Origin of the sequence: Streptomyces sp. NBC_00989 (assembly GCF_045162655.1) — a bacterium.
Classification (GTDB): Bacteria; Actinomycetota; Actinomycetes; order Streptomycetales; family Streptomycetaceae; genus Streptomyces.
This window is the reverse complement of record NZ_CP108728.1, coordinates 449949-475104: the sequence shown is the minus strand read 5'-3', so window position 1 is coordinate 475104 and position 25156 is coordinate 449949. Positions and strand designations below refer to the sequence as shown.

At 70.5% G+C, this 25156-nt stretch carries 22 protein-coding genes and 1 pseudogene; 10 read left to right on the top strand and 13 right to left on the bottom strand.

What is annotated here, in order from left to right; translation table 11 throughout:
* Window positions 1-81: 81 nt before the first annotated feature.
* From OG714_RS02180 to OG714_RS02165, 4 genes are all read right to left on the bottom strand, one after another.
* Window positions 82-939: a dioxygenase gene (locus tag OG714_RS02180; protein WP_406118109.1), complete on the bottom strand. Its 858-nt coding sequence runs from the start codon at window positions 937-939 to the stop codon at window positions 82-84.
* A gap of 54 nt (window positions 940-993) precedes the next feature.
* On the bottom strand, window positions 994-1836 hold the full coding sequence (locus OG714_RS02175; RefSeq protein WP_406118108.1) for a citryl-CoA lyase: 843 nt from the start codon (window positions 1834-1836) through the stop codon (window positions 994-996).
* Window positions 1829-3019 (bottom strand): CaiB/BaiF CoA transferase family protein, encoded by a 1191-nt coding sequence (locus OG714_RS02170; RefSeq protein ID WP_406118106.1) that lies wholly within the window; start codon window positions 3017-3019, stop codon window positions 1829-1831. Before OG714_RS02170 ends, OG714_RS02175 begins: the two co-directional genes overlap by 8 nt.
* Window positions 3020-3091: 72 nt before the next feature.
* Entirely contained in the window at window positions 3092-3910 is an 819-nt protein-coding gene (locus OG714_RS02165; protein ID WP_406118105.1) for an IclR family transcriptional regulator C-terminal domain-containing protein, read from the bottom strand.
* Between the two features lie 272 nt (window positions 3911-4182).
* On the opposite strand from OG714_RS02165, the gene OG714_RS02160 reads away from it, so the two are divergent.
* Together OG714_RS02160 and OG714_RS02155 are read left to right on the top strand one after the other, a co-directional pair.
* Window positions 4183-5631, top strand: a complete 1449-nt coding sequence (locus OG714_RS02160) for an amidohydrolase family protein (protein WP_406118103.1) — start codon at window positions 4183-4185, stop codon at window positions 5629-5631.
* Between the two features lie 92 nt (window positions 5632-5723).
* Window positions 5724-6860 (top strand): serine hydrolase domain-containing protein, encoded by a 1137-nt coding sequence (locus tag OG714_RS02155; RefSeq protein ID WP_406118102.1) that lies wholly within the window; start codon window positions 5724-5726, stop codon window positions 6858-6860.
* Window positions 6861-7002: 142 nt separating this feature from the next.
* Here the strand turns inward: OG714_RS02155 and OG714_RS02150 are convergent, their stop codons facing one another.
* A complete protein-coding gene (locus tag OG714_RS02150) occupies window positions 7003-8535 on the bottom strand; it encodes a hypothetical protein (RefSeq protein ID WP_406118100.1) in 1533 nt (510 codons plus the stop codon).
* 1153 nt (window positions 8536-9688) lie between these two features.
* On the opposite strand from OG714_RS02150, the gene OG714_RS02145 reads away from it, so the two are divergent.
* The 3 genes from OG714_RS02145 (at window position 9689) to OG714_RS02135 (ending at window position 12659) form a co-directional block, all read left to right on the top strand.
* Window positions 9689-11098, top strand: coding sequence for a diacylglycerol/lipid kinase family protein (locus OG714_RS02145; RefSeq protein ID WP_406118099.1), 1410 nt, complete (start codon window positions 9689-9691; stop codon window positions 11096-11098).
* Window positions 11091-11717: a phosphatase PAP2 family protein gene (locus OG714_RS02140; RefSeq protein ID WP_406118097.1), complete on the top strand. Its 627-nt coding sequence runs from the start codon at window positions 11091-11093 to the stop codon at window positions 11715-11717. Before OG714_RS02145 ends, OG714_RS02140 begins: the two co-directional genes overlap by 8 nt.
* A gap of 147 nt (window positions 11718-11864) precedes the next feature.
* The gene (locus tag OG714_RS02135) at window positions 11865-12659 is read left to right on the top strand and encodes a transglutaminase domain-containing protein (RefSeq protein WP_406118096.1); all 795 of its coding nucleotides are present in this window, start codon (window positions 11865-11867) and stop codon (window positions 12657-12659) included.
* 326 nt (window positions 12660-12985) lie between these two features.
* Here OG714_RS02135 and OG714_RS02130 read toward each other — a convergent pair whose 3' ends face one another.
* Both OG714_RS02130 and OG714_RS02125 read right to left on the bottom strand, forming a co-directional pair.
* Complete coding sequence (locus OG714_RS02130; protein ID WP_406118095.1) at window positions 12986-13411, bottom strand: DUF6003 family protein; 426 nt, start codon at window positions 13409-13411, stop codon at window positions 12986-12988.
* Window positions 13412-13772: 361 nt separating this feature from the next.
* Window positions 13773-14876, bottom strand: a complete 1104-nt coding sequence (locus OG714_RS02125) for a Gfo/Idh/MocA family protein (protein ID WP_406118093.1) — start codon at window positions 14874-14876, stop codon at window positions 13773-13775.
* A gap of 292 nt (window positions 14877-15168) precedes the next feature.
* On the opposite strand from OG714_RS02125, the gene OG714_RS02120 reads away from it, so the two are divergent.
* Window positions 15169-15453: a hypothetical protein gene (locus OG714_RS02120; RefSeq protein ID WP_406132244.1), complete on the top strand. Its 285-nt coding sequence runs from the start codon at window positions 15169-15171 to the stop codon at window positions 15451-15453.
* Between the two features lie 86 nt (window positions 15454-15539).
* On the opposite strand, the pseudogene OG714_RS02115 reads toward OG714_RS02120, so the two are convergent.
* Window positions 15540-15924: pseudogene (locus tag OG714_RS02115) on the bottom strand (transposase); the annotation flags it as partial.
* Between the two features lie 5 nt (window positions 15925-15929).
* The gene (locus OG714_RS02110; RefSeq protein WP_406118091.1) at window positions 15930-16772 is read right to left on the bottom strand and encodes an FkbM family methyltransferase; all 843 of its coding nucleotides are present in this window, start codon (window positions 16770-16772) and stop codon (window positions 15930-15932) included.
* A gap of 79 nt (window positions 16773-16851) precedes the next feature.
* On the opposite strand from OG714_RS02110, the gene OG714_RS02105 reads away from it, so the two are divergent.
* Entirely contained in the window at window positions 16852-17016 is a 165-nt protein-coding gene (locus tag OG714_RS02105; RefSeq protein WP_406118089.1) for a hypothetical protein, read from the top strand.
* Between the two features lie 310 nt (window positions 17017-17326).
* On the opposite strand, the gene OG714_RS02100 is transcribed toward OG714_RS02105, so the two are convergent.
* Window positions 17327-18016, bottom strand: a complete 690-nt coding sequence (locus OG714_RS02100) for a PASTA domain-containing protein (protein ID WP_406118088.1) — start codon at window positions 18014-18016, stop codon at window positions 17327-17329.
* A gap of 157 nt (window positions 18017-18173) precedes the next feature.
* On the opposite strand from OG714_RS02100, the gene OG714_RS02095 reads away from it, so the two are divergent.
* Window positions 18174-18443 (top strand): hypothetical protein, encoded by a 270-nt coding sequence (locus tag OG714_RS02095; protein WP_406118086.1) that lies wholly within the window; start codon window positions 18174-18176, stop codon window positions 18441-18443.
* Window positions 18444-18465: 22 nt separating this feature from the next.
* Here the strand turns inward: OG714_RS02095 and OG714_RS02090 are convergent, their stop codons facing one another.
* The 3 genes from OG714_RS02090 to OG714_RS02080 all read right to left on the bottom strand — a co-directional run bounded on the left by OG714_RS02090 (window position 18466) and on the right by OG714_RS02080 (window position 22183).
* Window positions 18466-20805: an alpha-L-fucosidase gene (locus tag OG714_RS02090; protein ID WP_406118085.1), complete on the bottom strand. Its 2340-nt coding sequence runs from the start codon at window positions 20803-20805 to the stop codon at window positions 18466-18468.
* 149 nt (window positions 20806-20954) lie between these two features.
* Window positions 20955-21503, bottom strand: a complete 549-nt coding sequence (locus OG714_RS02085; protein WP_406118084.1) for a hypothetical protein — start codon at window positions 21501-21503, stop codon at window positions 20955-20957.
* A gap of 230 nt (window positions 21504-21733) precedes the next feature.
* Window positions 21734-22183, bottom strand: a complete 450-nt coding sequence (locus OG714_RS02080; protein WP_406118083.1) for a spore-associated protein — start codon at window positions 22181-22183, stop codon at window positions 21734-21736.
* Window positions 22184-23484: 1301 nt separating this feature from the next.
* Here OG714_RS02080 and ribB point away from each other — a divergent pair.
* Together ribB and OG714_RS02070 are read left to right on the top strand one after the other, a co-directional pair.
* A complete protein-coding gene (gene ribB, locus OG714_RS02075; protein WP_406118081.1) occupies window positions 23485-24135 on the top strand; it encodes a 3,4-dihydroxy-2-butanone-4-phosphate synthase in 651 nt (216 codons plus the stop codon).
* Window positions 24132-24830: an HAD family hydrolase gene (locus OG714_RS02070; RefSeq protein ID WP_406118080.1), complete on the top strand. Its 699-nt coding sequence runs from the start codon at window positions 24132-24134 to the stop codon at window positions 24828-24830. The genes ribB and OG714_RS02070 overlap by 4 nt, the downstream gene beginning before the upstream one ends.
* The last annotated feature ends 326 nt before the right edge of the window (window positions 24831-25156 follow it).

Sequence of the window (25156 nt, the reverse complement as noted above, 5' to 3'; positions counted from 1 at the left end):
ACGGGCGGCACGGCACCGGAGTCGGTCCGTCCGAGCGGGACCCGGTGCCGCGGTCGTGCTGCCGCGCCCTCCGCCGGGCGGTCAGCGGGACTGCAGGGCGAAGTCGTACTCGGCGTGCAGGTACGGGACTTCGAGGGTGCCGCCGTCGGGCGCGGTGCCGGGCGGTTGTTCGGGGAACGGGATGATCAGCGCGTCCTTGGTGCCGAAGACGACGTCGGAGTCGAGATAGTCGCTGTCGGCCTGGAACAGATGGGTGATCAGTTTCCGGTAGCCCGGCTCGTCGATCAGGAAGTGGACGTGTGCCGGCCGGAAGTGGCTGATGTCCGTCCTGCGCATCAGGTCGCCGACGGGGCCGTCCATGGGGATGGCGTACCCGCGCGGCGCGATGGTGCGGATGCAGTAGGTGCCGTCCTCGCGGGTGCGGTACTTGGCCCGCAGGCGTGCCTCGTCGATCTCGGGGAGCTGGGCCTCGTAGGCGCCTTCCGCGTCGGCCTGCCACACGTCGAGCACGGCGTTCGCGAGCGGTTTGCCGTCGGTGTCGGTCACCCTGCCGGTGAAGAACAGCGGTGTGCCCGGGATGCCGTCCGACATGTCGAAGCCGTGGGGCGCGGTCGGCGAGCCGTCGATGTGGAAGGGGCCGAGCACCGTGGCCGGGGTCGCCTGAGGCGTGAACGCGTTGTTCAACTGGACGACCAGTGTGCTCAGTCCGAGCACGTCGGAGGTGAGGATCAGTTCCTGGCGCTTGTCGTCGCTGATCCCGCCGGCCGCGGTCAGCCACTCGATCGCTGCCATCCACTCGTCCTCGGTGAGCCGCACCTCACGCGAGAAGGCGTGCAGATGACGGACCAGCGCGGTCATCAGCTCGGCCAGCCGCGGGGAGTGGGCGGTGGCCCACCGCTCGACGGCCAGCTCGGTGATGTTGTCCTCGTCGACGAACACGGTTGCGGCTCCTTGGTCTGTGTGCGGGTGGATGGTGGGACGGCGGGCGCGGGGTCAGTCCTCGCGCCGGTCCTTCGTGAGCGGGTCCGGGGTGTACGGCTCGGGCGGCACCGGGGTGTTGTTGAGGTCGACGGACAGGAAGACGTCCTGTGCGACGGGATGGCGCAGTTCCTCGGCGAGTTGGCCGATCAGACCCGCGGTGCGGGCCAACAGTGCGAAGCCGCGCAGCAGTTGGAGGGGGAGGCCGAGGTCCGCGAGGGCGGCGCCGCACACCCCCGCTCCGTTGAGGGGGAGCGTCCGGTGCAACACCTTCGGGTGCACCCGGCCGATGGCGGCGAACAGGCTCAGGTGCGGGCCGAAGACGTCCTCCTCCTGAGCGATCCGCATCAGCCTCGGCGTACGGGGGTCGCCCTCCTTGTGCACGTGGTGACCCAGCCCGGGGACGAACTCCCCGGCCGCGCGCCGCCGTTCGACCGTGCGCAGCGCGACCGCGTCCCAGCCGGCCTCGTCGGTGGGCAGGTCTCCGTCGAAGGACTCCAGTACGTCGTGCAGGAAGCGGCCGGTGTCCTCGGTGACGCCGAGGAAGCGGGAGCCACCGCCGAGCAGTCCGGCGGCGAGTGCGCCCTGGACCGAGTCCGGAGCGGAGAGGTAGGTCAGGCGGGTGACGATGGCCGTGGGGGTGAAGCCGTGGTCGGCCAGTGCAGCGAGCACGGCCTCGAAGACACGGGTCTCGCCGGGGGTGGGCCGCCGCTGGGTGGCGAGCCAGAACGCGAGTTCACCGAAGCCGACCGAGCCCATGATGTCCTCGGCCAGGTCGTGCCCGAGCAGGGTGATGGTCCGCAGGTCGGAGGCGCCGAGGGCCGTGGGGTAGGCGGGGCGCGGTGCCGGCTCAGACACGGTCGGTCTCCTCCGGTCCGGACAGCCAGGTGCGCAACTCCGCGCCGTGTTCGTCGAGTTCGGGCGGTGGCAGCCGGTACGAGGCGGGGGTGGCCGAGAAGCGGATCGGATGCCGCGTGGTGGGCACCGCGCGAGCCCCCTCGCCGACGGTGACGACCGGGTCGAGTCCGAAGCGGTCGGCCATGGCGAAGCCGCCGTCGATGGTGTTGATCGGTCCACTCGGTACACCGGCCTCCACCAGTGCCTCGAACCATTCGGTGGCGCCGCGTGTCTTCAGCCTCTCGGCCAGCAACGGCCGCAGCAGTTCCCGGTGGGCGGTGCGGTCGGCGTTGCGTGCGAACCGCGGGTCGTCGGCCACCTCGGGTATGCCGAGGACCTCGCACAGCTTGCGGAACTGGCCGTCGTTGGCGGCCGTCACGATGAGGTCGTTGTCGGCGGTGGGAAGCGGTTCGTAGGGGAAGACGCTGGGGTGGGCGTTGCCCATGCGGTAGGGCACGGTGCCGCCGGCGACGTAGGCCGAGCTGTGGTTGACCAGTCCGGTCAGGGCCGAGGACAGCAGGTTCACCTCGACGAGCTGGCCCGTCCCCGTGGCGTCCCGGTGGCGCAGTGCGGCGAGGATGCCGATCGTGGCGTGGTTGCCGGCCATCACGTCGAACACGGAGATCCCGGCCCGGTAGGGCGGCCCGTCGGGGTCGCCCGTCAGGCTCATGAGCCCCGAGATGGCCTGCACCATGAGGTCGTAGCCGGGGACGTGCCGGCCGGGTCCGGTGCCGAAGCCGGTGATCGACGTGTAGATCAGGCCGGGGTTGTCCCGCCGGACCGAGTCGAAGTCCAGTCCGTACTTCGCCATGCCGCCGGGCTTGAGGTTCTCGATCAGGACGTCCGCCCGGCGGGCGAGGTTCCGGGCGACCTCGGCGTCCTCCTCGTCACGCAGGTCCAGAGCGATCGAACGCTTGCCCCGGTTGATCCCGAGGTAGTAGGTCGAGACCTCGTCGCGTGTCGGCGGCACCCAGGCGCGGGTGTCGTCGCCGCCCGGTCCCTCGACCTTGACGACGTCGGCCCCCAGGTCGGCGAGCAGCATCGTGGCGTACGGCCCGGCAAGGATCCGTGAGAAGTCCGCGACCAGCACCCCGGAGAGCGGGCCCGCGGTGCCCGGCGGAGTGGGCTTGGCGCTCTGCGACATGAACCTTGCCTTTCTGTCCGTACACCGGACAGTCATCCGGACAGTGATTCTCTGTCCCGAACGACGGAGGCGTCAAGACACGATCGCGCCGGACGGCAGGACCGCGTGGGGTGCGGACTCCAGCCGGGCGAAGTCCAGGCTGATCTCACCGGCGGCCTGGAGGAGGAGCGGCAGGTGGTCGTCGAGCAGCACCTCCATCGAGGTCTCGGCGGCGTGCGCGTTCACGTTCACGCTCGCGACGACGCGGCCCGAGCCGTCCCGCAGCGGAGCCGCCACCGAACGGATGCCCCTGGCCAGTTGCTCGTCGGTCACCGCCCAGCCCCGCGCGCGCACCTCCCGCAGCTCCGCCTCCCATTCGGCCCGGCCGGGGTGCCACACCGACTCCAGTCCCGAGCGGCTGGGCTCGGCGACGATCAGGGCCGCCTCGTCGGGCGGCAGCGCGGCCAGCAGGACCTTGCCCAGAGAGGTGGGCAGTGCGGGGAAGCGGGTGCCGATCTGCACGGCGAGGGTCACGATCTTGGGCACCGAGACCCGGGCGACGTAGACGATGTCCGAGCCGTCGAGCTGCGCGATCGAACAGGACTCGTTCGTGCGCTCCACCAGCCACTCCAGGTGCGGGCGGGCCACGTCCCACAGTCCCGTCGAGCGGACGTAGGCGACGCCGAGGTCCAGGACGCGCGGGGTCAGCACGAAACCGCCGGCCTGCTGGCGTACGTAGCCCAGCTCGGTCAGGGTGAGCAGGATCCGCCGTGCGGTCGGCCTGGCCAGCCCGGTCGCGGTCGCCACGTCGGACAGTGACATCACCGGCTGCCGGGGCCGGAAGGCGGTGATGACCTCCAAGCCCCGGGCCAGCGCCTCGATGAAATCGGGTCCGGTTCCTTCGCGCGGCATGGTGGCTCCTTCTGGTCGCCGTCGGCTTCGCTCACGCGTGTCCGCCCTACGGACACGCGTCGAGGGCACTCTACGCAGCGGAACAGGCCTCCGTCGCGATGGCTCGGACGCAGCGACCTGGGTTCGACCGCAGAGCGGACGGTCGGGGACATTACCGGGCGGAATTCGGAAACCGCGGAGTATTGACACCGGACAACACCCTGACGACGATCGGTCACCTACCGAGAGCCGTCATGCGGACAGTCGTCCGATGTCGAGTGGGAGATTCAGTGATGAGCCAGTCCACCCCATTCCAGCCGGGGCGACCCGTCGTCCTGCGCGGCGGCACCGTCCTGCCCATGGACCGCGCCCGGCGGGTGCTGAGCGACACCGACGTGCTCGTGACGGGCGACCGGATCACCGCGGTCGGCCCGCGGCTCGCCGTACCGGAGGGGACCGCCGAGATCGACGCGTCCGACGGCATCGTGATGCCCGGCATGATCGACACGCACCGGCACATGTGGCAGACGGCGATGCGCGGCTACGGCGCCGACTGGACCCTGACCCAGTACTTCGTCTGGTACTACCTCGAACACGGCACCGCCTTCCGGCCCGAGGACGTGCACGCCGGGAACCTCCTGGCCGCCGTCGAAGCGCTGGACGCCGGGGTGACCACGGTCGTCGACTGGTCGCACGGACTACAGACGGTCGACCACGCGGACGCGGCGGTGGACGCGCTGCGGGCCGTACCCGGCCGGTTCGTCCTCGCCTACGGCAACATCCAGCAGGCTCCCGCGGAATGGACCGCGGCACCGCAGTTCCGGGACTTCGTGCGCCGCCGCATCACCGGCGACGACATGCTCGGCTTCCAGATCGCCTTCGACGTCACCGGCGATCCCGCCTTCCCCGAGAAGCCCGCCTTCGAGGTCGCCCGCGACCTGGGCGTCGCCGTCACCACGCACGCCGGAGTCTGGGGCGCCACCAACGACGACGGCATCCGGCTCATGCACGAGCACGGATTCATGACCCCCGAGACGGTCTACGTCCACGCCTCCACCCTGTCGGCCGACTCCTACCACCGCATCGCGGCCACGGGCGGCTCGGTCTCGGTGTCCACGGAGAGCGAGCAGAGCGCCGGCCAGGGCTATCCGACGACCTGGGCGGTCCGCTCCCACGACATCCCCGTCTCCCTGTCGATGGACACGAGCGCGTGGTGGAGCGGAGACCTGTTCTCCGCCATGCGCACCACCCTCGGCGCCGACCGCGCCCGCGAGCACCTGGAGGCCCACGCCCAGGGCGAGACCGTCACCCACTGCGCGCTGCGCGCCGACCAGGTGGTGGAGTGGGCAACGCGCGGCGGCGCCAGGGCACTTGGCCGCGAACACGACCTGGGCAGCATCGAGGAGGGCAAGAAGGCCGACCTCGTCCTGCTGAAGAACGACCACTCACCGGTCTCCTTCCCGCTGCTCAACCCGTACGGCCACGTGGCCTTCCAGGCCCAGCGGGGCGACGTGCACACCGTCATCGTCGACGGCCGGGTGGTCAAGCACGAGCACCGTCTGCTCGACACCGACCTGGCCGCCGTGCGGCGCACCGTCGAGCGGACCGTGGACCATCTGCGGTCGACGATGGGCGAGGACGCCTGGGCCAAGGGCATGAACCCGGACGTCCCCGAGGCCAAGGTCCTAGACAACCCGTACACGTACACCGACTACCGCAGCACCTCCACCCACGGCCACTGAGGCTGCGTGGGCCCTGCACCGATGAGTTCCGGGCCGGCGGACGGTCCTAGAGACGTATCCGCCGTCGGCCATGACATGAGGGGCAGAGCCTGATGAGCCAGTTGACCGCACTGTTGGAGAAGTACGTCGCCGAGGGAGCCTTCCCCGGAGCGGTCGCCCTGGTGGACCGCTCCGGGGAGGTGGAGGTCGCGGCCGTGGGATCGACGGAGCCCGCCGGCTCGGCGCCGATGCGGGCCGACACCTTGTTCCGGCTCGCCTCGGTCACCAAGCCCGTGACCGCCGCCGCGGTGCTTGCGCTCGTCGACGACGGCGTGCTCACCCTGGACGCGCCGATCGCGCGCTGGCTGCCCGAACTGGCGTCCCCGAAGGTCGTCCGCACTCCCGCGAGCGGGCTGGACGACGTGGTGCCGTCCGTCCGCCCCATCACCGTCGAGGACGTCCTGTCGTCCCGCTCGGGATGGGGCTTCGGGCCCGACTTCACCGCACCCGCCCTTCAACCCCTGTTCGCGGACGTGGCCGTGTACAACGGAGGCCCGCGGTCGACGCTGAGCCCGGACGAGTGGGTCGCCGCGCTCGCCGACATCCCCTTGCTGCGGCAGCCCGGAGAGGCGTTCCTCTACAACGCCAGCTCCGACCTGCAAGGCGTGCTGGTGGCACGGGCCGCGGGGCGCGGGCTGCCGGAGTTCCTGGCCGAGCGGATCTTCGAGCCGCTCGGAATGAAGGACACGGCCTTCGCCGTACCGGCGTCGGAACGCGACCGCCTCACCCCCTACTACCTGACAGCCCCTGACGGCACCCACACCTTCGCCGACGCGGCCGACGGCGCCTGGTCCACCCCGCCCGCCTTCGCCTCGGGCGCGGGAGGCCTGGTGTCCACCGTCGCGGACTGGCACGCCTTCGGCCGCATGCTGCTGACCGGCGGCGGTACGGTCCTCTCCCCGGAGTCCGTACGCCTCATGACGACGGATCACCTCACCACGGACCAGCGCGACGAGGGAGACCTCTTCCTCCAGGGCCAGGGATGGGGCTACGGCGGCTCGGTCGACGTCACCTCCGCGGAGCCGTGGAACACCCCCGGCCGCTACGGATGGGTGGGCGGCACCGGCACCGCCGCGCACATCGCCCCGTCGACCGACACGGTCACCGTCATCTTCACCCCCTGCGGCCTGCCCGGTCCCGCCTTCCCCGCGTGGATGCGCGACTTCTGGACCTACGCCGCGACCGTCTGAGTGTCCGCTCGATGGTCCTCGGCCCGTTGGTGTACGCGGCTTACAGCCCTGGACGGGAGGCGAGCGCGGCAGCGCCGATCTGCCGGCTTCGGCGGCTACGCGGGTTGCCGGCGAAACGCGGGCCGTGAGGTGACGTATTGCCTCATCGGCCGCCAACGCCCTGCGTCCGCCGCCTCCGCGCCGTCAGGAACACCAGCGCGCCGCCCGCCACCAGCAGGACGGCGGTGCCCGCCCGTAGCAGGACTCCGTCCGCGCCCGTGGCGGCGAGCCCGCCGCCGGTCGTCGTCCCGCTGCTGGTTCCCGCCCCGGAGCCGGACGGGCTCGCGGTGGCCGTGGCCGACGCGGAGGCGGATGCGGAGGCGCTGGGTGACGGGCTGGACGTCGCCGAGCCGGTGGCCTTCACCGTGATCGCCGCGGTGTCGTTCGACGCGTCGTCGTCACGGTTGGGGTACTCGGGGTTCTCCACCGCCCGCACACTGCCCCGCGCGCCGGTGACGACCTTGTCGATCCGCACCGTGAACTCCTGGGTCACCAAGTCGCCCGGCTTGAAGTCCGTGCTGGTGATGTCGCAGGTGTAGCTCTTCGCGCCGGCCTTGCCCGGTGTGCAGTTCCACCGCGGCCCGGGGTCGCCCTGCTCGCCGGGGGCGGGGGCGCCGGTGATGCTGGTGCCGGCGGGCGGGGTCACCACGAACGTGCCGGAGTTGTCGGCGTCCATCCACCGGAAGTTCATCCGGCCCGGCCCGTTGTTCCGTACGCCCACGGTGATGCTCACGGTCTTGCCGACCTTGCCCTCGGCCGTGTCACCGAGCGCCTGGTAGTCGGCGTGCTGGGTGGTGGCGAAGGTGCCGTACCCGGAGCCGGTGAATCCGGCGCCGGAGGCGACGGACTTCAGGCCGAGCGGCGCGCCGGTGCCGGTGCCGGGGAAGTCGGACGGGTCGAAGGAGTCGGGTGCGGTGCCGCCGACCGGCCACACGACGTAGGAGTCGTAGCCGTACATCGTGTCCTTGGCGGCGGTGTAGCGCAGCGGCACGTCCGTCTCGTAGGCCGCGCCGGGCGCGACCGGGGTGTCGAACCGGCACCAGGCGCCGACGTCGGACTGGTCCGAGTAGTGGCAGTTGGAGTGGTCACGGGCGAGAGAGACGCCGTCTGAGTCCTGCACCCACAGCATGACGCCCTTGCTGGCGGGGGCTGCACCGGTGTCGGCGAAGGCCGGGGTGCGCTCGAAGACGGCGCCGGGCGCGATGCCCTTCAGCGCCGGGTAGGGCCGGGCGACGAGCTTGGGCCCGCCGACCAGGACGTCCGTCTTCCCCGTCACGGTGGCCGCGTCGGAGGCGGTGGCGGTGTAGGTGATGGCACCGGTGTCGCCCGCCTTGGCGGCCGCGGTGGGCTTCAGGAGGAACGGGTCGATCGACTCCTTGCCCGACAGCGGGCCCACGTCGCACCTCACCTTCAGGGTGCCGGTGCTCACGCAGTCCCCCGTGACCACCATCGTCGCCTTCCCGGCGAGGGACGACGCGTCGATGGCGACCGACACGTCATGGGCGTCCCCGCCCGAGGCGGTGATGCCGAGGCCCAGGTTCGGGCCCTCGCCCTCGGTGGGGAGGTAGTAGTTCTCCTGGGTGTCCAGGACGAGCGTCGTTCCGGCGGCGTGCGCGGCCGGGGTCGCGACCGCCATAACGGCGGTCGCGAAAGCGGCGGCAGCCGCTGTCCGCCATGTTCTACGTATCGTCAGCACACAACGTGGACACGCCAGAACACCGGAAGGTTGCGCCCGAACGCCTGTCAGCCGACGGACGGGTTGCGCTCGGGGAACCTTTCCAGAGCACCCGAACCAGCGACAGCCGACGGCCAGGAGTTCACCGGGAATCCGCATGGACCAGCCCGGGATCCCCACCGGCAAGAGGCCGCGTTTCCGAGGCAGAGCGATCGACCGGTCAATGCTGTGAGCGAGGCCGGGATCGTGGGCAACGCGGTCCTTGCGCACAGCTTCAGGCCACCAAGTTGGGAGGCTGCGGGCATGTGGAGGCAAGTTCGGGCGTTGACCTGGGCGAACCGTTGGGGTCCGGTCTCGCCGGGCTCCCGAGCGGATCGATGAGTACCTCGCGGAAGCCCTGCGGCCGCTCCCGTCGGATCCAGCCCGGTGTGAGACAGGCCCTGCCCCTGGTCGAAGCGTCGAAGGCACACCGTCTGCTGGAGACCGGCACGGGCCGAGGCAAGAACTTTCTCCCCCTCGCCTGACCACACGCGGACCGGCGGTCGAGAGCAGAAACCGACGGATCACGGTTCGGCACGGGCAGGAGGCGTAGAGGACGGGGGTTACTGAACTCTGGCTTCATGGCGTAGCCGGGCACGAAGACCTCGGACCCGCTCGATCCGGCAGGGCGAACGAGCGGACCCGGTGCCTGACACGGTCGGTGCGACCTGGCCTGTAGTCTTGATCCACTTTGCGAAGCAGGTCGTCGAGGCTCGGTCGAGGAGACGGGGTGGCGGACAGGGACAACGAGGTCGGGAGACGCCGGACTCGCGGTACTGAGGGACACGAGGCCGCAGTTCGAAGGGCTCGTCGTTGAGAGGGCGAGGGCCGCACCCCGGATGCGCCGCGCGGGAGCTGTGTCGGGGACATCGGCAGCCCGACCGTCGCGGACCAACACGCCCCCGCGATCCGCTTCGCGGTTTGCGCACGAGCCGCGGACCGCGCCCGGTCGAGGACGAGGCGGGACACACCGCGTAGGTTGCATGGACACCGACAGGAATCGCCGGAGTGACGGGCGGACGGAGCACCCGCCGCGCCGGCGAGCGTCCGCCTCAGCCATGACCGGGAAGCGACATTGAACGAGACCGGAACGACGCGCGAGACGGAACCCCAGGGGCCCGACACGGGTCTCGGCTCGGCGCGAGCCCTGGCCCGCCTCGCCCTGCTGTGCATCGCGGGAGCGGTGGCCGCAGTGGTGGCCGGCACCGGCCATTGGTTCATCCTGCTGTTGGGCCTGGCGGGCCTCGGACTGGCCGGTGCGGGCCTGTGGTGGGCGTTGGCGCACCGCGGATTCGCCCGTCTCCTCGGCGCCTTGTTGGCGATCACCGCACCCGTCGGCGTCCTGGTGCTCTACGCCGTGTCGGGCCTGTGGGTCGTCGCGGTGGTCGCCCTCGCGGCGTGGACGGCCGCGCTCGGCTGCGCGAGGAGTGCCCTGCGCCGGCTGCGCAAGCCGCACGGCATGCACACCCGCACGGTGCGCCCGCCCCGCCGGGCCGTGCTGATCATGAATCCGAAGTCGGGCGGCGGGAAGGTCGTGCAGTACGGACTCGTGGAGCGGGCCGAGGCACTGGGCGCGCGAGTGATCCTCCTCGACCTCGACACGGATCCGGATCCGGTGGCACTGGCCCGGCAGGCCGTAGCCGAGGGCGCGGACCTGCTCGGTGTGGCCGGCGGCGACGGCACCCAGGCTCTGGTGGCAGGAGTGGCCGCCGAACACGGTCTGCCGTTCATGGTCGTGACGGCCGGCACCCGCAACCACTTCGCCATGGACCTCGGCCTGGACCGGGACGATCCGGTGAGCAGCTTGGAGGCGCTCTCGGACGGTGTGGAACTCCGCGTCGACCTCGGAGACGTCTCCGGCCGGCCGTTCGTCAACACCGCCTCGTTCGGTACGTACGCGCACATCGTGCAGAACCCCGACTACCGCGACGCCAAAGCGGTCACCGCGCTCGACCAGTTGCCGGACCTGCTGGCGGGCGAGGCGGGCGCCGAACTCAGTGCCCGGACCGACGAAGAGCGGTTGGAGGCCCCACAGGCGGTGCTGGTCAGCAACAACCCCTACGCACGGGCCGACCCCCTGACCGGTGGCCGCAGGGAACGGCTCGACACGGGCGAACTCGGCGTGATCGCGGTCCGGGTCGGGGGCGCCGTACAGGCCGCCGAACTGGCGCTGTTGGGGGAGTGGGCCAGCGGCATGACGGTCCTGACGTCCCGCAGCGTCGTCGTGGAGTCCGACGAGAAGACCATCCCGGTGGCCGTGGACGGCGAGGCACTCGTCCTGCCCGCGCCCGTGGTGTGCACGATACGGCCCGGCGCGCTGCGGGTGCGCGTGCCACGGGAACGTCCGGGGGCACCGTACGTCGCACCGGCCGTCGACTGGTACCGCGTCGTTCGCCTCGCCTTCGACCGGTCGCCCCACGAACACGAGAGCCACGACCGAACAGCCCTCTCACGCGACAAGAACCAGGAGCAGAGCGATGATTGACCGTCGGCCTCGGCAGCAGCGAGTACCGCAGGGCCTGTTGCGTGATCTCACCAGCCTCGACCAGGTGCTCTACGAGGCCGTGACGGTCACCAGCACACCGGCACTGGACTCGGCGCTGCGCCGACTGTCCGCGGCGGCCGATCACTCCAAGATCTCGCTCCTGATCGCCACCGCCCTGGCTCTGCGCCCCGGCCGCTCCCGGCGTGCCGCGGTGCTCGGTGTCGCGGCGATCGGCGTCGCGTCCACCACGGCCAACCTGCTCGGCAAGCGTCTTGTACGGCGGCCACGCCCGCACCGTGCCGAGGACTCGCCCTTCCCCGGTCGGCACGTCCCGATGCCGGCATCCGCCTCGTTCCCCTCGGGCCACACGGCCTCCGCCGTCGCCTTCGCCGCGGCGGTCGGGCCCGCGTTCCCGGCCGTCACGGTCCCGCTCGGCCTGCTGGCCTGTGCCGTGGGCTACTCGCGCGTCCACACCGGGGTGCACTACCCGGGCGACGTGGTCGCCGGAGCCGTACTCGGAACGGGTGCGGCCGCCGCTGTCCTCGCGGCGGCGGCACACTGGGACGGCGCGGGCGGCGGCAGCGCCGGGCGGGTGACCTGCGGCTCTTCGGCCCGGTGACCGCCCGTGGTCCGGGTGCTCGGGTGCTCGAACGGCAGACGCCTCTCGCGACCGGTATCACCCAGCCTCATAGTTGAACGTGTTCAAAAAACTTGCCATGATGGGTCTCGCCATCCGGAGAGGATGCTGGGGGAGAGGACCAACGCCATGACGAGCTCGCTTCTCATGCCGCGAGGCCGTGTCCGCACACGTGACGCCGACAGCGGAGGAGCCACGGGCAGCACAGCTCCGACGCGGATACTCGACTGGCAGCACCCGGACGTCTCGTCCTTGCTGCGCCATCTCGACATGCCGACGGACACACAGGACGCCTCGGACGCCTGCCGAACAGCGGCCCTGCGCCAGGCCCACCGATGGATCGCCACGGCAGTGCGGCCGGTGTACTCGGTGCAGGACGAGCGCCCCGTCTCGCAGGTGCTGCGCCGCCGGCGGGGCTCGTGCAGCCAGCGGCTGGCGGTGCTGGAGGCGGTCGCGCGGGCAACCGGGGTGGCCACGCGAGTGCGCGGCCTGCTGGTGGACGGCAGCTTCTGGTACCCACGCTTCCCCCGGACCCATGGGTTGGTCCCGCACCAAGTCGTGCTCGCATGGCCGGAGTTCCACATCGGGGACCTACCGCGGAACGGCCGCCCCACCGCGCCGTGGCTGACGGTCTCGGAACTCTTCGGCGGTCTCGACGAGTTGAACGAAGCCAGCGACGGCGGCTTCACCAACACCGGCCCGGAGACACTCTTCGAGGCACTGTCCCGGACGGCGATCGACTGGGACGGCGCGACGGTCTGCCCGGCCACCGGCCCCTCGTGCGACCTTTCGGCCTACGTCCGGACAGACCTCGGCCATTTCGACTCACGGGACGCACTCTTCGCCCGGCACGGCCAGACCCTCTGCGGAACGGCGAGGCTACTGGCCGAACCCTTCATGAGCCGGCGTTCGGCAGGGGCCTGAGTGCTCGCAGCGAATCAACACGGCGGTGCCGCCGCCAGGAGGCCGTACTGGTCGAGGTGGGCGGCGTGATCCTGCTCGGCCCTCACGACGAGTCAGGCGTAGCCGCCGCCCGCACGCATTACCGCACGCCCATCATCAGCACGTCACCGAAGTCGTGCCGCACGAGTGGTGTGCCCGGACGAGACCCACGGGTTCCCGCGATGCCGTCCACAGCCGCCCTTCTGCCGTCGGCGTCGCCCGGGTTCACCATCCAGCCCATGCAGGGGAGACCACACGGCAGAATCTGGCGATCTCCGCCCCGCGAGTCCCTGCGATTCGGCGGGAACTCAGCCGTCGACAGCCTGGACGATGAGCTGTGGGTCCAGACCGGTGAGCTGTGCGATGCGGGGCGCGGGAACCCCGGTCGTGAGCGCGCGGTGGACCAGGGACTGCCAGTCCTGGGTGGTGTCCCTGAAGTCGAGCAGTTCGGTCTCCATGTCCGTCACGGACCGGGGTGCGCACGCCTGTTGGACCCGCACTGTCTCCTCCTCGCTCAGCGGGACCGGCAGACGCTCCGCGTCCTCGGGGATGAGCACCTCGGCGCCGGAGGGGACGATCCGCACACACTCGGAGGAGGAGGGGACCCCGTGAGCGTGCAGCCATCCCAGCACCGCCGGAGTCTCGGCGCACTCCAATTCGCCCACGGCCGCCAGAGCCGCACCGAGTCGCGGATGGCGCTCGGGAAGGACGAACAGCAAGGCATCGTCGGCCATGGGAATGACACCATCCTCTAGGGGAAACCGGAACGCGCACGTCAAGCCCGTACCCCCGGAAGGCACTTCGACCCCAAGATCCCTGCCGACTCGCTCGGAGGGTGGCCGACTGGTTGTGAACTGCCTTATGTCGGCGTGCCGTTGAGCTCCGAGTTCATCAGGGGGCACCCGAGGTCGGCGGTGATCTCGATCCATCGTGTGAGGCACGTTAAGTGGCAGACAGCGTCGTGGGCCTGGAGACCGTGGAGTGCCGAGAGCGCAGGGTCCCTGCGGCTGACGTCCACGGCCGACGAGAGTCGGCCGCGATGCTGGTGGAACGAGCCGGTCGGAGGGGCGGCAGAGTCCGGCGTGCGCTCCGGGGTCAACTGCCCGCCCACGGCTGCACCGTGGTCGTCACGGGCGTCCCGGTGCGGGCCGATTCCTCGCAGGCCAGCGCCAGCAGGTGATCCTGACATCCGTCGGCCAGCGGGTACGGTTCCGGGCCGGCGTCCCGTACCCACGCGCCCGTCCGGCACAGCAGATCCACGACGGCGAGGTCGTCCTCGGACAGGCTCGCGCCCACATACTCGTTGCGCCACACCACGTCGCCGTCGAAGGAGATGTGGTGGACCTCGGACCCCTCCAGGTTGAGGTCGGTGCCGGTACGGCGGCGGGTCAGTGCGGACTCCACCGGAGTGCGCGGGTCGGCCATGCGCACCACCGTGTCGTCGACGATCTCGCCGAGCGACCCGCGCACCACGATTCGGCGGGCCCGCAGCGGGTTCCACCACTGGTTGTCCGTAAAGTCGTAGAGCGCCGTACGGGCCGCGCCGAAGTCCAGCAGGGCGAGGGTGGTGACGGCGTCCTTCGGAGTCAGGTCGTCCGTCCATCCGGCCGGCGTCAGCGGGTCGGCCAGAGGGGCGGTGAAGGCCCGCGCGGTGACGGTCGCGGGTCCGAAACCGACGCCCAGCGTGTGCCGGATCAGCGACATCGCGTGGTACATGTGCGTCGAGGACACCTGTACGGAGCTGACCTCGCCGATCACGCCTCGCCGTACGAGGGCGAGCCGGGCGGCGTGGCCCGGCATGAGGGTGTACTGCTCCGCGACCTGGACGAGGGCGCCGCCCCCCGGTCGCTTCGCGGCGCCCACGGCGTCCCACAGCCGGCTGAGCCCCTGCACGTCGGGTGCGGGCGGGGTCTCGGCGAGCACCGGTGTCGCGCGCTCGACGAGTTCCTGTACGACCTGCGGCGTGACCTCCCACGGCACCGAGGGGATCACGAACTCCGGTGTGGTGCCGCACAGTTCGTCGACCGTACGGAAGGCCGGCACGCCCCATTCCGCCGCCACGCGGGCGGCGCGGTCGGCGGAGCGGGTCACCACGCCGGCGACCGCGAGTCGTTCGGGCAGTGCCCGTGCCAGCCGTACGAAGAACTCGGCCCGCCAGCCGCTTCCCACGATGCCGAACCGTATGGGTGCTGCGCTCACTGCCCCTCCTCCCGCATCAGGGCGGCAAGTCTAGATGGTCAATTCCAAGGGGTGCCTGCGGAGGGCGTGGGGGTGGGAGGTCAGTCGTCGGGGTCGACCTCGGGGTGCGTGAACCGCACGGGCTTGCCCCGTGACCGGAAGCCTCCAACGGTACGCGCAGACCTACCACTCGCAGTACGAGCAGGCGTTGTCCGGCCCGCACCCGAGCCCGAGTGCCGTTGTGGCCGCCTATCTATAGGTCGTCCTGAATCGCATCGCCGACCCGGCGGTCCCGGACGGCTGCCTGCTCACGGTGTCGGCAACGCAGCTCCCGGCGCTCGACGCGGAGGGCCGGGCGATGGTCCGCGCCATGATCGACGGTCTGCGGGCGATGCTGGAACAGGCGTTGCGGGCGGCGGGGGCCGGTGAGCGGGAGGCGGCGGAGCTGGCGTTGTGCACGCTGGCGACGAACAAGTCCCTGGCGGTGCTGAGCCGCGCCGGCTTCTCGGGCGAGGACCTGGCGACCGTCGCGGCCGCCGCCGCCAAGAATGCCAAGGCTGCGGCGGATCGACCGGCCGAACCGTCGGGGCCGCGATAGGCGGGAAGGCTCGCTCGCGTCCGTGCCGCCGTTGCGACATGAGGCTGGTGAACCCGCCTGATCAAAGGACTCCGCCCGAACGTAGGAAGAGCCGACCACGCACCGAGACCAGCCCAGGCGCGAGGCCGCGTTCAACTCGGCCAGCAGGACCTCGTGCAACCACTGCCACACGCGGGCCTGGTTCCAGTCCCGCAACCGGCGCCAGCGCGCCATACCCGCGCCGAAGCCCAACTCCGGCGGCAGATGCTCCCACTGGATCCCGGTGTGCGGCACGTACGGGATCCCGCACAGAACCCCGCGGTCCGGCACTGCCTTGCGCCCCGGATACCGGAACCTGCGCTCACGCTGCGGCAGCAACGGCTCCGGACGATCCCACAACTCATCCGACACGGTCCATGGCGACGGACCCACACCGGACCGAACGTCCAACTCCCACCCCGGACACGGCCATTCAGGACCTATCCACCTCATTTGTATTAGCCGTCGATGCCGCCTTGAGCACTGAGTGCTGCGCGTGGTGAAGGCCTGACCGCGAACAGCATGCCGATGTCGCCGGCCCGCTGCACCGAGTCCTGCTCGGCGCTGACTGTCAAACCGTGTGTGCGGAGTACCTCGCAGACCGTGTCGCGGTTCTGCTGCCAGCCCTCCACCTCGACGACGGCCTGGCGGACCAGCGGCCAATGGCGTTCCTCGATGCCTCTGAGTACCTCAAGTTCGGCGCCTTCCACATCGACCTTGAGCAGGTCGATGTGGTCGATGCCCAGCTCGTCTAGCACCGATGACAGGGGCCGGACCTTCACTCGGTGCGTCTCAAGTCGCCGCAGCACCCGCAGTTTGCGGCCGATGAGAAACGTCAGGATGGGGGCGGGTACGCGGCGCAGGATCGGCCCCAGGCCGCCCTGGCGGACCAATTCGACGACGCTGGCGGTGACCCGGCGCCGCTCGTCCTCGATGTTCCCCTGATCCCGCGAGGAGGACGAGAAGATCGTGGCGGCCGGAATGTAGCTGAAATCGAGCTCGTCGTCATGGGATGCCAAGCCGTAGGGGAGCGCGGTCAGACGTCCGTTGAAGAACTCGCGAGCATTGCGTTCGAGTGTCGCGTGGAGTGGTGGCACCGGCTCGAAGGCGTAGATCCGCACGTCTCCGTCCAGCCGTTCATAGGCGGCGGCCGAGAACACACCGATGTTGGCGCCCACGTCGAGTACCGTCGCGCCCGGCGTGCACTCGATGCCGTGGGCGAAGTAGCCGCCCACCTCCTCGCGGAGGAAGGACGCCTCCCAACGATTTATGCTGTGCAGTTCCATCGCACTCATGGCCATGACAAGGTGATCTATCAGGGTTGGGGCCAACAATCCAGCCCGCATCCTTCGCTTCGGCCGTGTCCCAGATCCAGAGGGTGTGAGACGGGCTCAGGGTCACGCCCTGCTGGCGGTGCTTGGCGGAGCACCGACGGTCCCGGTCACGCTGTGCCTAGTGCTGGTCATGACGTTCCCGGCCGCCGCTCGCGTGCACACGATGCTCACCTTCGCGGGGGTGGCCCGCGTGGCGGTCGGCGGGAGCTGACCCGGCCTACTTCTGGGCGGCCGGCCGGGAGCCGCGATCGGTGCGGGCACGGCCGTTCTGGGTGCGGGTACCGGAGCGTTCTTCCACCGTCGTCGTGCGCGGGCGTCCTTTCAAGCCGTCCGGGGCGACGGGTACGCACAAGGGATCGCCGACGTGGTCCTCATGAACACCGCGGTGTACGAGGCCGCCGTCTTCCCGCTCACCCCCAGCGGGGTGAGCGGGAAGGAACACGAGGCTGATCACCGCAACGTGCCGGGGCCGCGCGATGCGGTCCCGACACGAAGGCAGGGCGGGTGTGGAATCCGACGGATCATTGGCACTGGGCCGGCGGGGTGGGCTTCTTGCCGATCTTGATCGAGACCGAGGACCCCGGGAGCAGTACGGTGCCCGCGCTCGGACTCTGCGAGCTCACCCGGTTGACGTTGTCGCAGTCGACGACGCTTCCCACGCTGCCCAGCACGTATCCGGCGGCCGAGAGTGCCTGGCCGGCCTGAGCCTGTGTGTCACCCGACAAGCTGGGCACGGTTGTCACGCCGGTCACCGAGGCGGAGACAGAAGCCAGCCCCCTGCTGAATCCGGTGTCCGACGACGTGTCGACGACCGTGACGCTCCAGCCGACGGTTCCGGTCTGGGTGATGAACACCGACTGCGATCCGCCACCCACCGGGAAGACGGTGGTCGACGGGTTGAAACCCGGCCCGCTGATCACCAGCACGTCCTCAGCGGTGTTGGCGACGCAGTCCGCGCTCCATTGCACCAGCGCGGTGTGGCCGTACAGCACGGGTGACGGCGTCACCGAGATCGTGGCGGTCGCGGTGGCCGCGCAGTTCAGCCCGGGATCGTCCGCGTAGGCGGGTGTCACCGCGAACGCAGTGGCCACCAGCGCCGCCACGACCAGCACCACCGCCTTGGGCGAGCGCGTCACCCGGGCCACCCACCTCCCCAGCCCGGCCGCCGCCCTGGCGAGCACGCGACGCGACGGCTTCGATGTTTCTCTCATAACTCCCCCTGGTGGTTGCTCTCTCCATGCCGAGCGGCCATGGGCCGTCGACGACCGATGGCCAGCGTGATGCACCGTCACCTGGCTGTCGCCGCCGGATCCGCTCAGCGGAACGAGCGGAAGCGAGGGGGCCGGTACGCGAGCCGGCGATCAGTCGGTGCCGGGTCCTGGGTTGCGCGGCGCCTGCTACGGCATCTCCACGGCCGGCCGCACCCTCCCGCAACAGGCCGCCGCCGACCACCCCGGCCTGCGCAAGGCCTGGGTCGACGGCGGCTGCCGCAAGCACTTCGTCGAGCACGCCGCCGGCCTCGGCATCGACCTCGAAATCATCCGACGCACCCCAGGGGCCAGGGGATTCACCACCGGAGAGAGCACCATCTCTTGGCTAGACCCGGCGTCAGCATGCCAAAGCCGCAGATACAGGTGAAGCAACAGGAGAAAACGACCTCTCAGGCACGCCAATGCACTTTGAACACCCACGCGTGCTGCCCCGCCCTGCGTGCGGCTTCGGGGACGTCGATCACCAGCGCCCCGTTGCTGAGGGTCCATGTCAGGGGGCGGCCGTGGCCGAGCATCGTCACCTTGTCGCCACTGCGGATCGGGATCGGCGCTTCGACGGTGAGTCTGGCGCTCGGCTTGGCCAGGGAGTGGATGTAGAAGGCCTCGTCCGGGCGGACCGTGAACCGTAGATCCTCGCCGAGCTGCGCCATCCGCGACCAGTACGTCGTGTCGTAGATCGCCTCACCGTTGACGCGCAGCCAGCGGCCCGTCTCGCGCAGCCGGGTCTGCATGATCTCGGGGATCGTGCCGTCGGCCCGAGGGCCTATGTCGAGAAGGAAGTTGCCGTTCTTCGACACGATGTCGACGAGGTTGCGCACGACCTCCTCGGCCGTCATGTAGCCGTCGTCGGGGGTCGCCCGGTTGTAGCCGTAGCTGAACGGGTCGAGGCCTCGGCTGGACTCCCACTTGGCGACGACCGTGTTCTCGTACGTCGTGTACTCGGGCGTGGTGAAGTCGTGGAAGGCGATCCCCGAACGGTCGTTGACGGTCACGTCGACCGGACGGCGGCGGTTCTTGGCGTGGTTGAAGTACTCGGCGAGCACGTGGAGGCTGTCGTTGGCGCCGCCGATGTCGCACCAGATGAGTTCGGGGTCGTAGCCGTGGATCAGTTCCAGCATCTGCGGGGCCTGATACTGCGTCACATAGTCCTTGCCCGCGGTGTATCCGGTGTACGGCACCGGCTGAAGGGTGTACGGATTGCGCGGGGCGTGGCCCATCCACGGGTTGTCGGGGTTGAACCACTCCGGCATCGAGAAGTAGAGCCCCCGGTGCAGTTCGGGCGCGTAACGGCGTGAGGCGTCGAAGAGTTCTCTGACCAGGTCCCTCTTTGGGCCCATCTTCACGGCGTTGCGGTCGGAGACCTTGGTGTCCCACAGTGCGAAGCCCTCGTGGTGCTTCGAGGTGAGCACGTGGTACTGGGCGCCCGCGTCCCGGAACAGTTCCACCCAGGCCCGCGGATCGAACTTCTCGGCGGTGAAGCGCGGGATGAAGTCGTCGTAGGCGAAGTCCTCGCCGTAGGTGTCCCGGTGGTAGGCGTACGTCGGGTTGTTCGGGTCCTGCATCTGGTCCCAGTACCACTCGGCGTACTGCTTGCCGACCGGCGCCCAGGCGGGCACCGAGTAGACGCCCCAGTGGATGAAGATGCCGAACTTGGCGCCCTGGAACCAGTACGGCGCCTGATGCCCGGCCAGGGAGGTCTGGGTGGGCCGGTAGTCGGCGACACCGAGGGTCAACTGCTGGTGGGACACCGCGGCTTGCGATCCGCGTCCGGTCACGGTCACCGTGCCGTCCCGCACGGTGCCGGGTGTGGCGCCGCTACGGATGCCGACGCGGACGCGGGCCTGCTCGCCGGGGTCCAGGCGCCGGACGCGGGCGGCCTCGACCGTACGGGCACCCTCGGCATCGACGCGCACGGACACCGCGTCGCCCGCGAGGATCGCGACCGTGCCGGCGTTCACGACCGTCGCCTCGACGCTCTGCGCGCCGGACGACTCCAGCAGCGAGTTCGTGGAGTGGGCGTCACGCAGGGCCAACGCCCTTCCCTGGGCAGCGGGTTGGAGCGAGAGGGCGAAGATGTGCAGGGAAGTCTTGCCCGCCTCGGCCGGGTTGGTGACCGGGAGGGTGAGGGCGACCGCCTCGCGCTGCGGGTCGAGCCAGACCTCCGAGGTGCCGATGCCGACGCTGTGCTGGTCCTTGGTGCCGTCCGGCTGGTAGCGGTACGGAGCGGAGAGCGAGCCGCCGGCCGCGTACCAGTCGGCGCCGCCGAGGCCGGCAGCGCTGGTGGAGCCGTCGACGTAATGGACGGTGGCGCTGCCGGAGGCGTTGCCGTAGCTGCCCGAGGTGAGGAAGACGGCCGACAGATAGCGGCCCTGGGGCAGTTCGACGCGCTGGCCCATCGCGACGATGTTGTTCTTGGCGCCCGCGGCCGAGGAGGGGAAGAGGAAGGGGATGCCGTCGACCTCGACGCGGCCGGTGGGGAGTTCCTCGCCCGGGAAGGTGTAGCCCGAGCCGTCGAAGTCACCGCCGCGTGCGGAGGAGGTGTCGATGCCGTCGTTGTCGTAGAGGCCGTCGAGGGGGACAGGGACCGGATCGGGCACGGGAACCCACGGCCCGGCGTGTTCGGTAAGTGGTTCGCCGGCGTGTGCGGCGGTGGCTGAGGTGAGGGGAAGCGCTGCTGCGGCGACTCCGGCCGCGGCGCCCAGGACCTGACGTCTCGGATACGTACCCATGAGCGGCTCCAATTCATCGGATGTCTGATGATTGAGGAGAGCTGAGACGCTGTCAACTATATGGACAGAGGGGGGAGTTGAAGAAATTCATAGGATGACAAGTAGGGTCGTTCGGCTGTATGTCCTGTTCGGCCGGTCGCTGGTGGACCTCAGTCGCACCATCGCGCGGCCTGAGCGGGTCGGCCCCTTGAACCGTCCACCGTGCCCACGCCGTCCACCCGTTCTCGGTCCTCGATGAGGTGCCCGAGTCCGGTGTCCGCAGAGTGCGGGAGGGGGAGCCCGGCATCGGTGACGGCCTCCGAGCAGAGGTACAGCTCGCGCAGCCGGGGCAGGCTCACCACGTCGGTGACCATCCTGTCGTCGGCTTCCGGCACGTCCAGCCTGAGCTCGTCGACCTGCCTGAGCTCGTCGACCTGCCGGAGCTCGGCCAACTGGCCTGAGTGGGAGGAGGGTTGGGCCAGCCGTTCCACATGAACGGAGAGTCTGCTCAGACTGGTCAGATGCGCGAGGTCGGCGGGCACCTCCACGATGCCGTGCGCGGGACCCGCCGGTTTCTGGTCGGGGATCCAGCTCGGAAACACACCGATGCGGCCCGACAGCGTGTCGGGGAAGGTGAGGAGGCGCGGGCGCGGGGGCCCCGCCTTGAGGCGTCGCGTCGACGAGCTCAGGTCCCCCAGGACTTGCCGGTGTGCCCTCATCTACCGAGCGCACACTGAGCAGCGGGTGGAGCTGCGAGAGCAGTTCGTCCTTCTCCATGGCGCCGAGGATCCTCGCAACCGGCACACCGCCAACGGTCACAAGAAGCGTCGGGACGGCGTCGAGGGGCTACCCTCGCCGGCGTGGGGACGACGGGCAGCCGGGCCGGCGACGGTATCCGGCCCACCCCCGGGTGACGGGAGTGGGCCGGACCGTGGCAGCGCTCCGCGGGTCAGCGGACCGTGGTGACCCGGTGCTCCTTCAGCGCGGCGCAGTTGGAGCCCGTCACGTAGACGTACACGTTGTCGATGTGGCCGCCCCAGTCGACGCAGTGGGCCCTGCCCTGGACGTAGGCCGGGCCGGCGTACGACGTGTACGCGCCCTCGTCCTGGGCGTACTCGCCGGTGTCGGAGACGTAGATCCACGCCCCCATGTCGCGCGCGGCGCCAGGGTTGGTGCGGATGGTCGCTACGCAGTTCTTGCCGTTGGAGGCGTTGTAGGTCAGGTAGACGGTGCCTTGCGTGCCGACGGGCGCGGAGTTGACGGTCTTGTAGCTGCTTCCGCAGACCTTCTGCGCGGTGGTGTTCGGTGCTGCGGAGGCGGGGCCGGCCGCAACGGTCGTAGCGCCGACTGCCAGGGCCGCCATGGCGGTACCGGCGAGAATGGAATGATTGAATCTCATATTTCCCCCTTATGGTCTTAGGAGTTCGTTGCTCCTGACAGGTCAGACACGTGCCGGTCAGGCAGGGTTGTGACCCGGCACCGGCTTGATCCGGCCGAGTTGACCGGGTGGGCCGGGTACCCGCCCGGGTGGCTGTGACCTGGGTGGGCAGGGAGGTTGCGGCGCCCGCCGGGCCCGCCGTCTGCGCGACGGGTCACGCCGTGCCGACACCGCCGCGGTCTTCGTCCGGGGGCGTCGCAAGCTGAGAACGCCAGGCGGCGGCCCGGGTGACCAGGGGCCGTCCGCGTCCGGGGTCCCGCCGTCGCGGCTGCGCCCAAGAGCACGACAGCGCGCGGACGTCGGCGCATTCTCGCCACAACCCCTCGGCGTACTATGTGTCGAAGGAGTTCACTCAGGTCTGGCTCAGAGCTGGGCGTGACCAGTTCACGCGGCGCGGCCCACGCCGGTCGGGTGGGCAGGCGCCGAGCGGTCGGCCCTGAGGATCTGGCGGGGCGACGGACGGCCCGGCACGTGGCAGGGCGCCGGGCTTCGCGGTCCGCGAGGTGCCGGACGGCCGGTCAGTGCGCTAAGGCGGGGACCGAACACGCAAACGCCGAGGTTGCGTCCAGAGAAGTGGTGTAGCCGGGCAGGGTCCCGGAACGCGCCGGTGTCTGCGCGGGACATGACCGCGGCCGGTCCTGGCGCAAGCCGATTCCCGGGGCCACTTCGGACGTCAGGAAGCAACAAAACCGTCAGCAACTGGGGCCGCTCGAAGCCGACATGGCGGGGGCCGCTGAACGGGTCCGGCACAAGTTCCCGGAACTTGTTGCCAGACCCTCCAACTGGCCCCAGTTCGAGGAGCGTTCGGGAGTACTGAAGGGTGGTGGCGAGGCGAATTGGCCCCACCTGGGCCCTGCGGAAGGCCGAGCCGATCCAGGTCGCCCAGGAGCGGGCTTCACGTGGCGGAGGCCGCCGAAGACACCTCGGCGGGGCCGGAAGAAGGCTCCGTAGCCAGGATGGCCTACGCCGCCGACGTGGCCGCCCGGACCAAGTCCTCCGTAGGGGCCGAGAGGTGATCACGCTCTCCTCGCGGCGGCGGAGGGGAGGGACTCCGGGTTGTCGTCGGCAGCCCGAAATGAGGTCTCGCCGGTTGCGACAGTTCATCGCGTGCCCAGCGTCGATGCCTCGGTGTAGCCCTGTGGTGTCTTGCGGCTCGCCTGGGGACTCGCCCCCTTGGCGTACAGGTTTCTCAAGAACGTCTGTCCGGTTACCGATGCATCCACGGCAAGCACGTTCATGATTCCGAGGAGAGGCTGGTTGTTGTGACGTCAGTATCGGTGCCGCAGTCGCTGGACCCGCTCGCGCTCGCCGTCGACGATCTGCGGGCCGGACGGCCGGTCATCGTCGTCGACGACGCGGACCGGGAGAACGAGGGGGACCTGGTCATGGCGGCCGAGTTCGCGACCGCCGAGGCCCTGGCATTCTTCGTCCGCTGGACCAGCGGGCTGATCTGCGCGCCGATGGCGCCCGAGATCGCCGACCGGCTGGAGCTGCCGCTGATGGTCCCGCCCGCCCCCGGAACGGACACCATCGAGACCACCGCCTACACGGTCTCCGTGGACGCGGTCGGCGTCGGCTCGGGGATCTCCGCCGCGGACCGGGCCCTGACCGTGCGCACCCTGGTCGACCCCGCGACCCGGCCCGAGGCGCTGATCCGGCCCGGGCACGTGTTCCCGCTGCGGGCCCGTCCAGGCGGGATCGCCGAGCGGCGCGGACACACCGAGGCAGGCGTGGATCTGCTGCGCCTGGCCGGGCTGTCACCGGTCGCGGTGATCAGCGAGGTCTGCGAGGACGACGGCTCCACCGCCGGCTTCGACCGGCTGCGCGCCTTCGCCGACGAGCACGGACTGGCACTGGTCTCCATCGAGCAGTTGTCGCAGGGGCTGCGGCTCGCGGACACGGCGACGGTATGACCCTGGTACTGCGGGCGACGGTCTTCGACCTGGACGACACCCTCATCGACACAGCGGACGCCTGGCCGCGGGTGTGCGCCGACTTCTCCGCCCGCCACGGTCACCAGTGGCGGCCCCAGGACACCGCCGCACTCCACGGCAACGGCAGCTGGGCCTCGTACGTCGCCGACCTGTGCGGCGGCGCGGCCACCGCCGCCGAGGTCGTCGACACCTGCACCACCGCGATGGTCGACGCCTGCTCTGCGGGAGAAATCCGGGCCCTGCCCGGAGCGGTCGAGCTCGTCCTCGAAGCCGAACGCCACGGGCCCGTCGGCGTGGCCACCGCCAGCCCCCGCCGTTTCGTCCGGGCCGCCCTCGAACACCTGGGCCTGGCCGAGAGACTGCGGGCCGTGGTGTGCGGCGAGGACGTGGCCCGGGTCAAGCCCGCACCGGACCCCTACCTGCGCGCGGCGGCCGAGCTCGGCGTCCCGTCGTCCTGGTGCCTGGCCGTGGAGGACTCCCCTGCCGGCATCCGCTCGGCCGTCGCCGCCGACATGCGCGTACTCGCCATCCCCCGCGCGGCCATGACCCTGCCCGACGGCGTCGCCCACCTGCCCACGGCCCAAGCCCGCACCGCGACCGAAGCACTGCCGCTGCTGACCCGGCTGCTCACCTCCCGGCCCGCATCCCTCATCCGCGAAGAAGCCACCACGTGAACACCGGCAACGAGCCCGACACCGGGCAGATGCGTCCTCCGACTCCGTTACGGCAGGCGCCCGGACCCGGCACGCGGTTCCCGAAGCTGTGGCGGACGTAGGCCAAGCCGGCTCGGAGGGTGACCAGCCGTCTGTGCGCATGAGATGCACACCGTGTACGACATGAGCCCCCATCACATCACCGAACTGCGCGCCTGGGTCCGGGCCTGGCAGGACGACCTCGGCCTGCGTACGGCCGAACCGTATGCCGAGGAAGTTGACGAGGACGACGGCTGAACTGCCGTCCGCGCGGCATCGCGGGACGGCGACGCCGAAATGCAGGACCA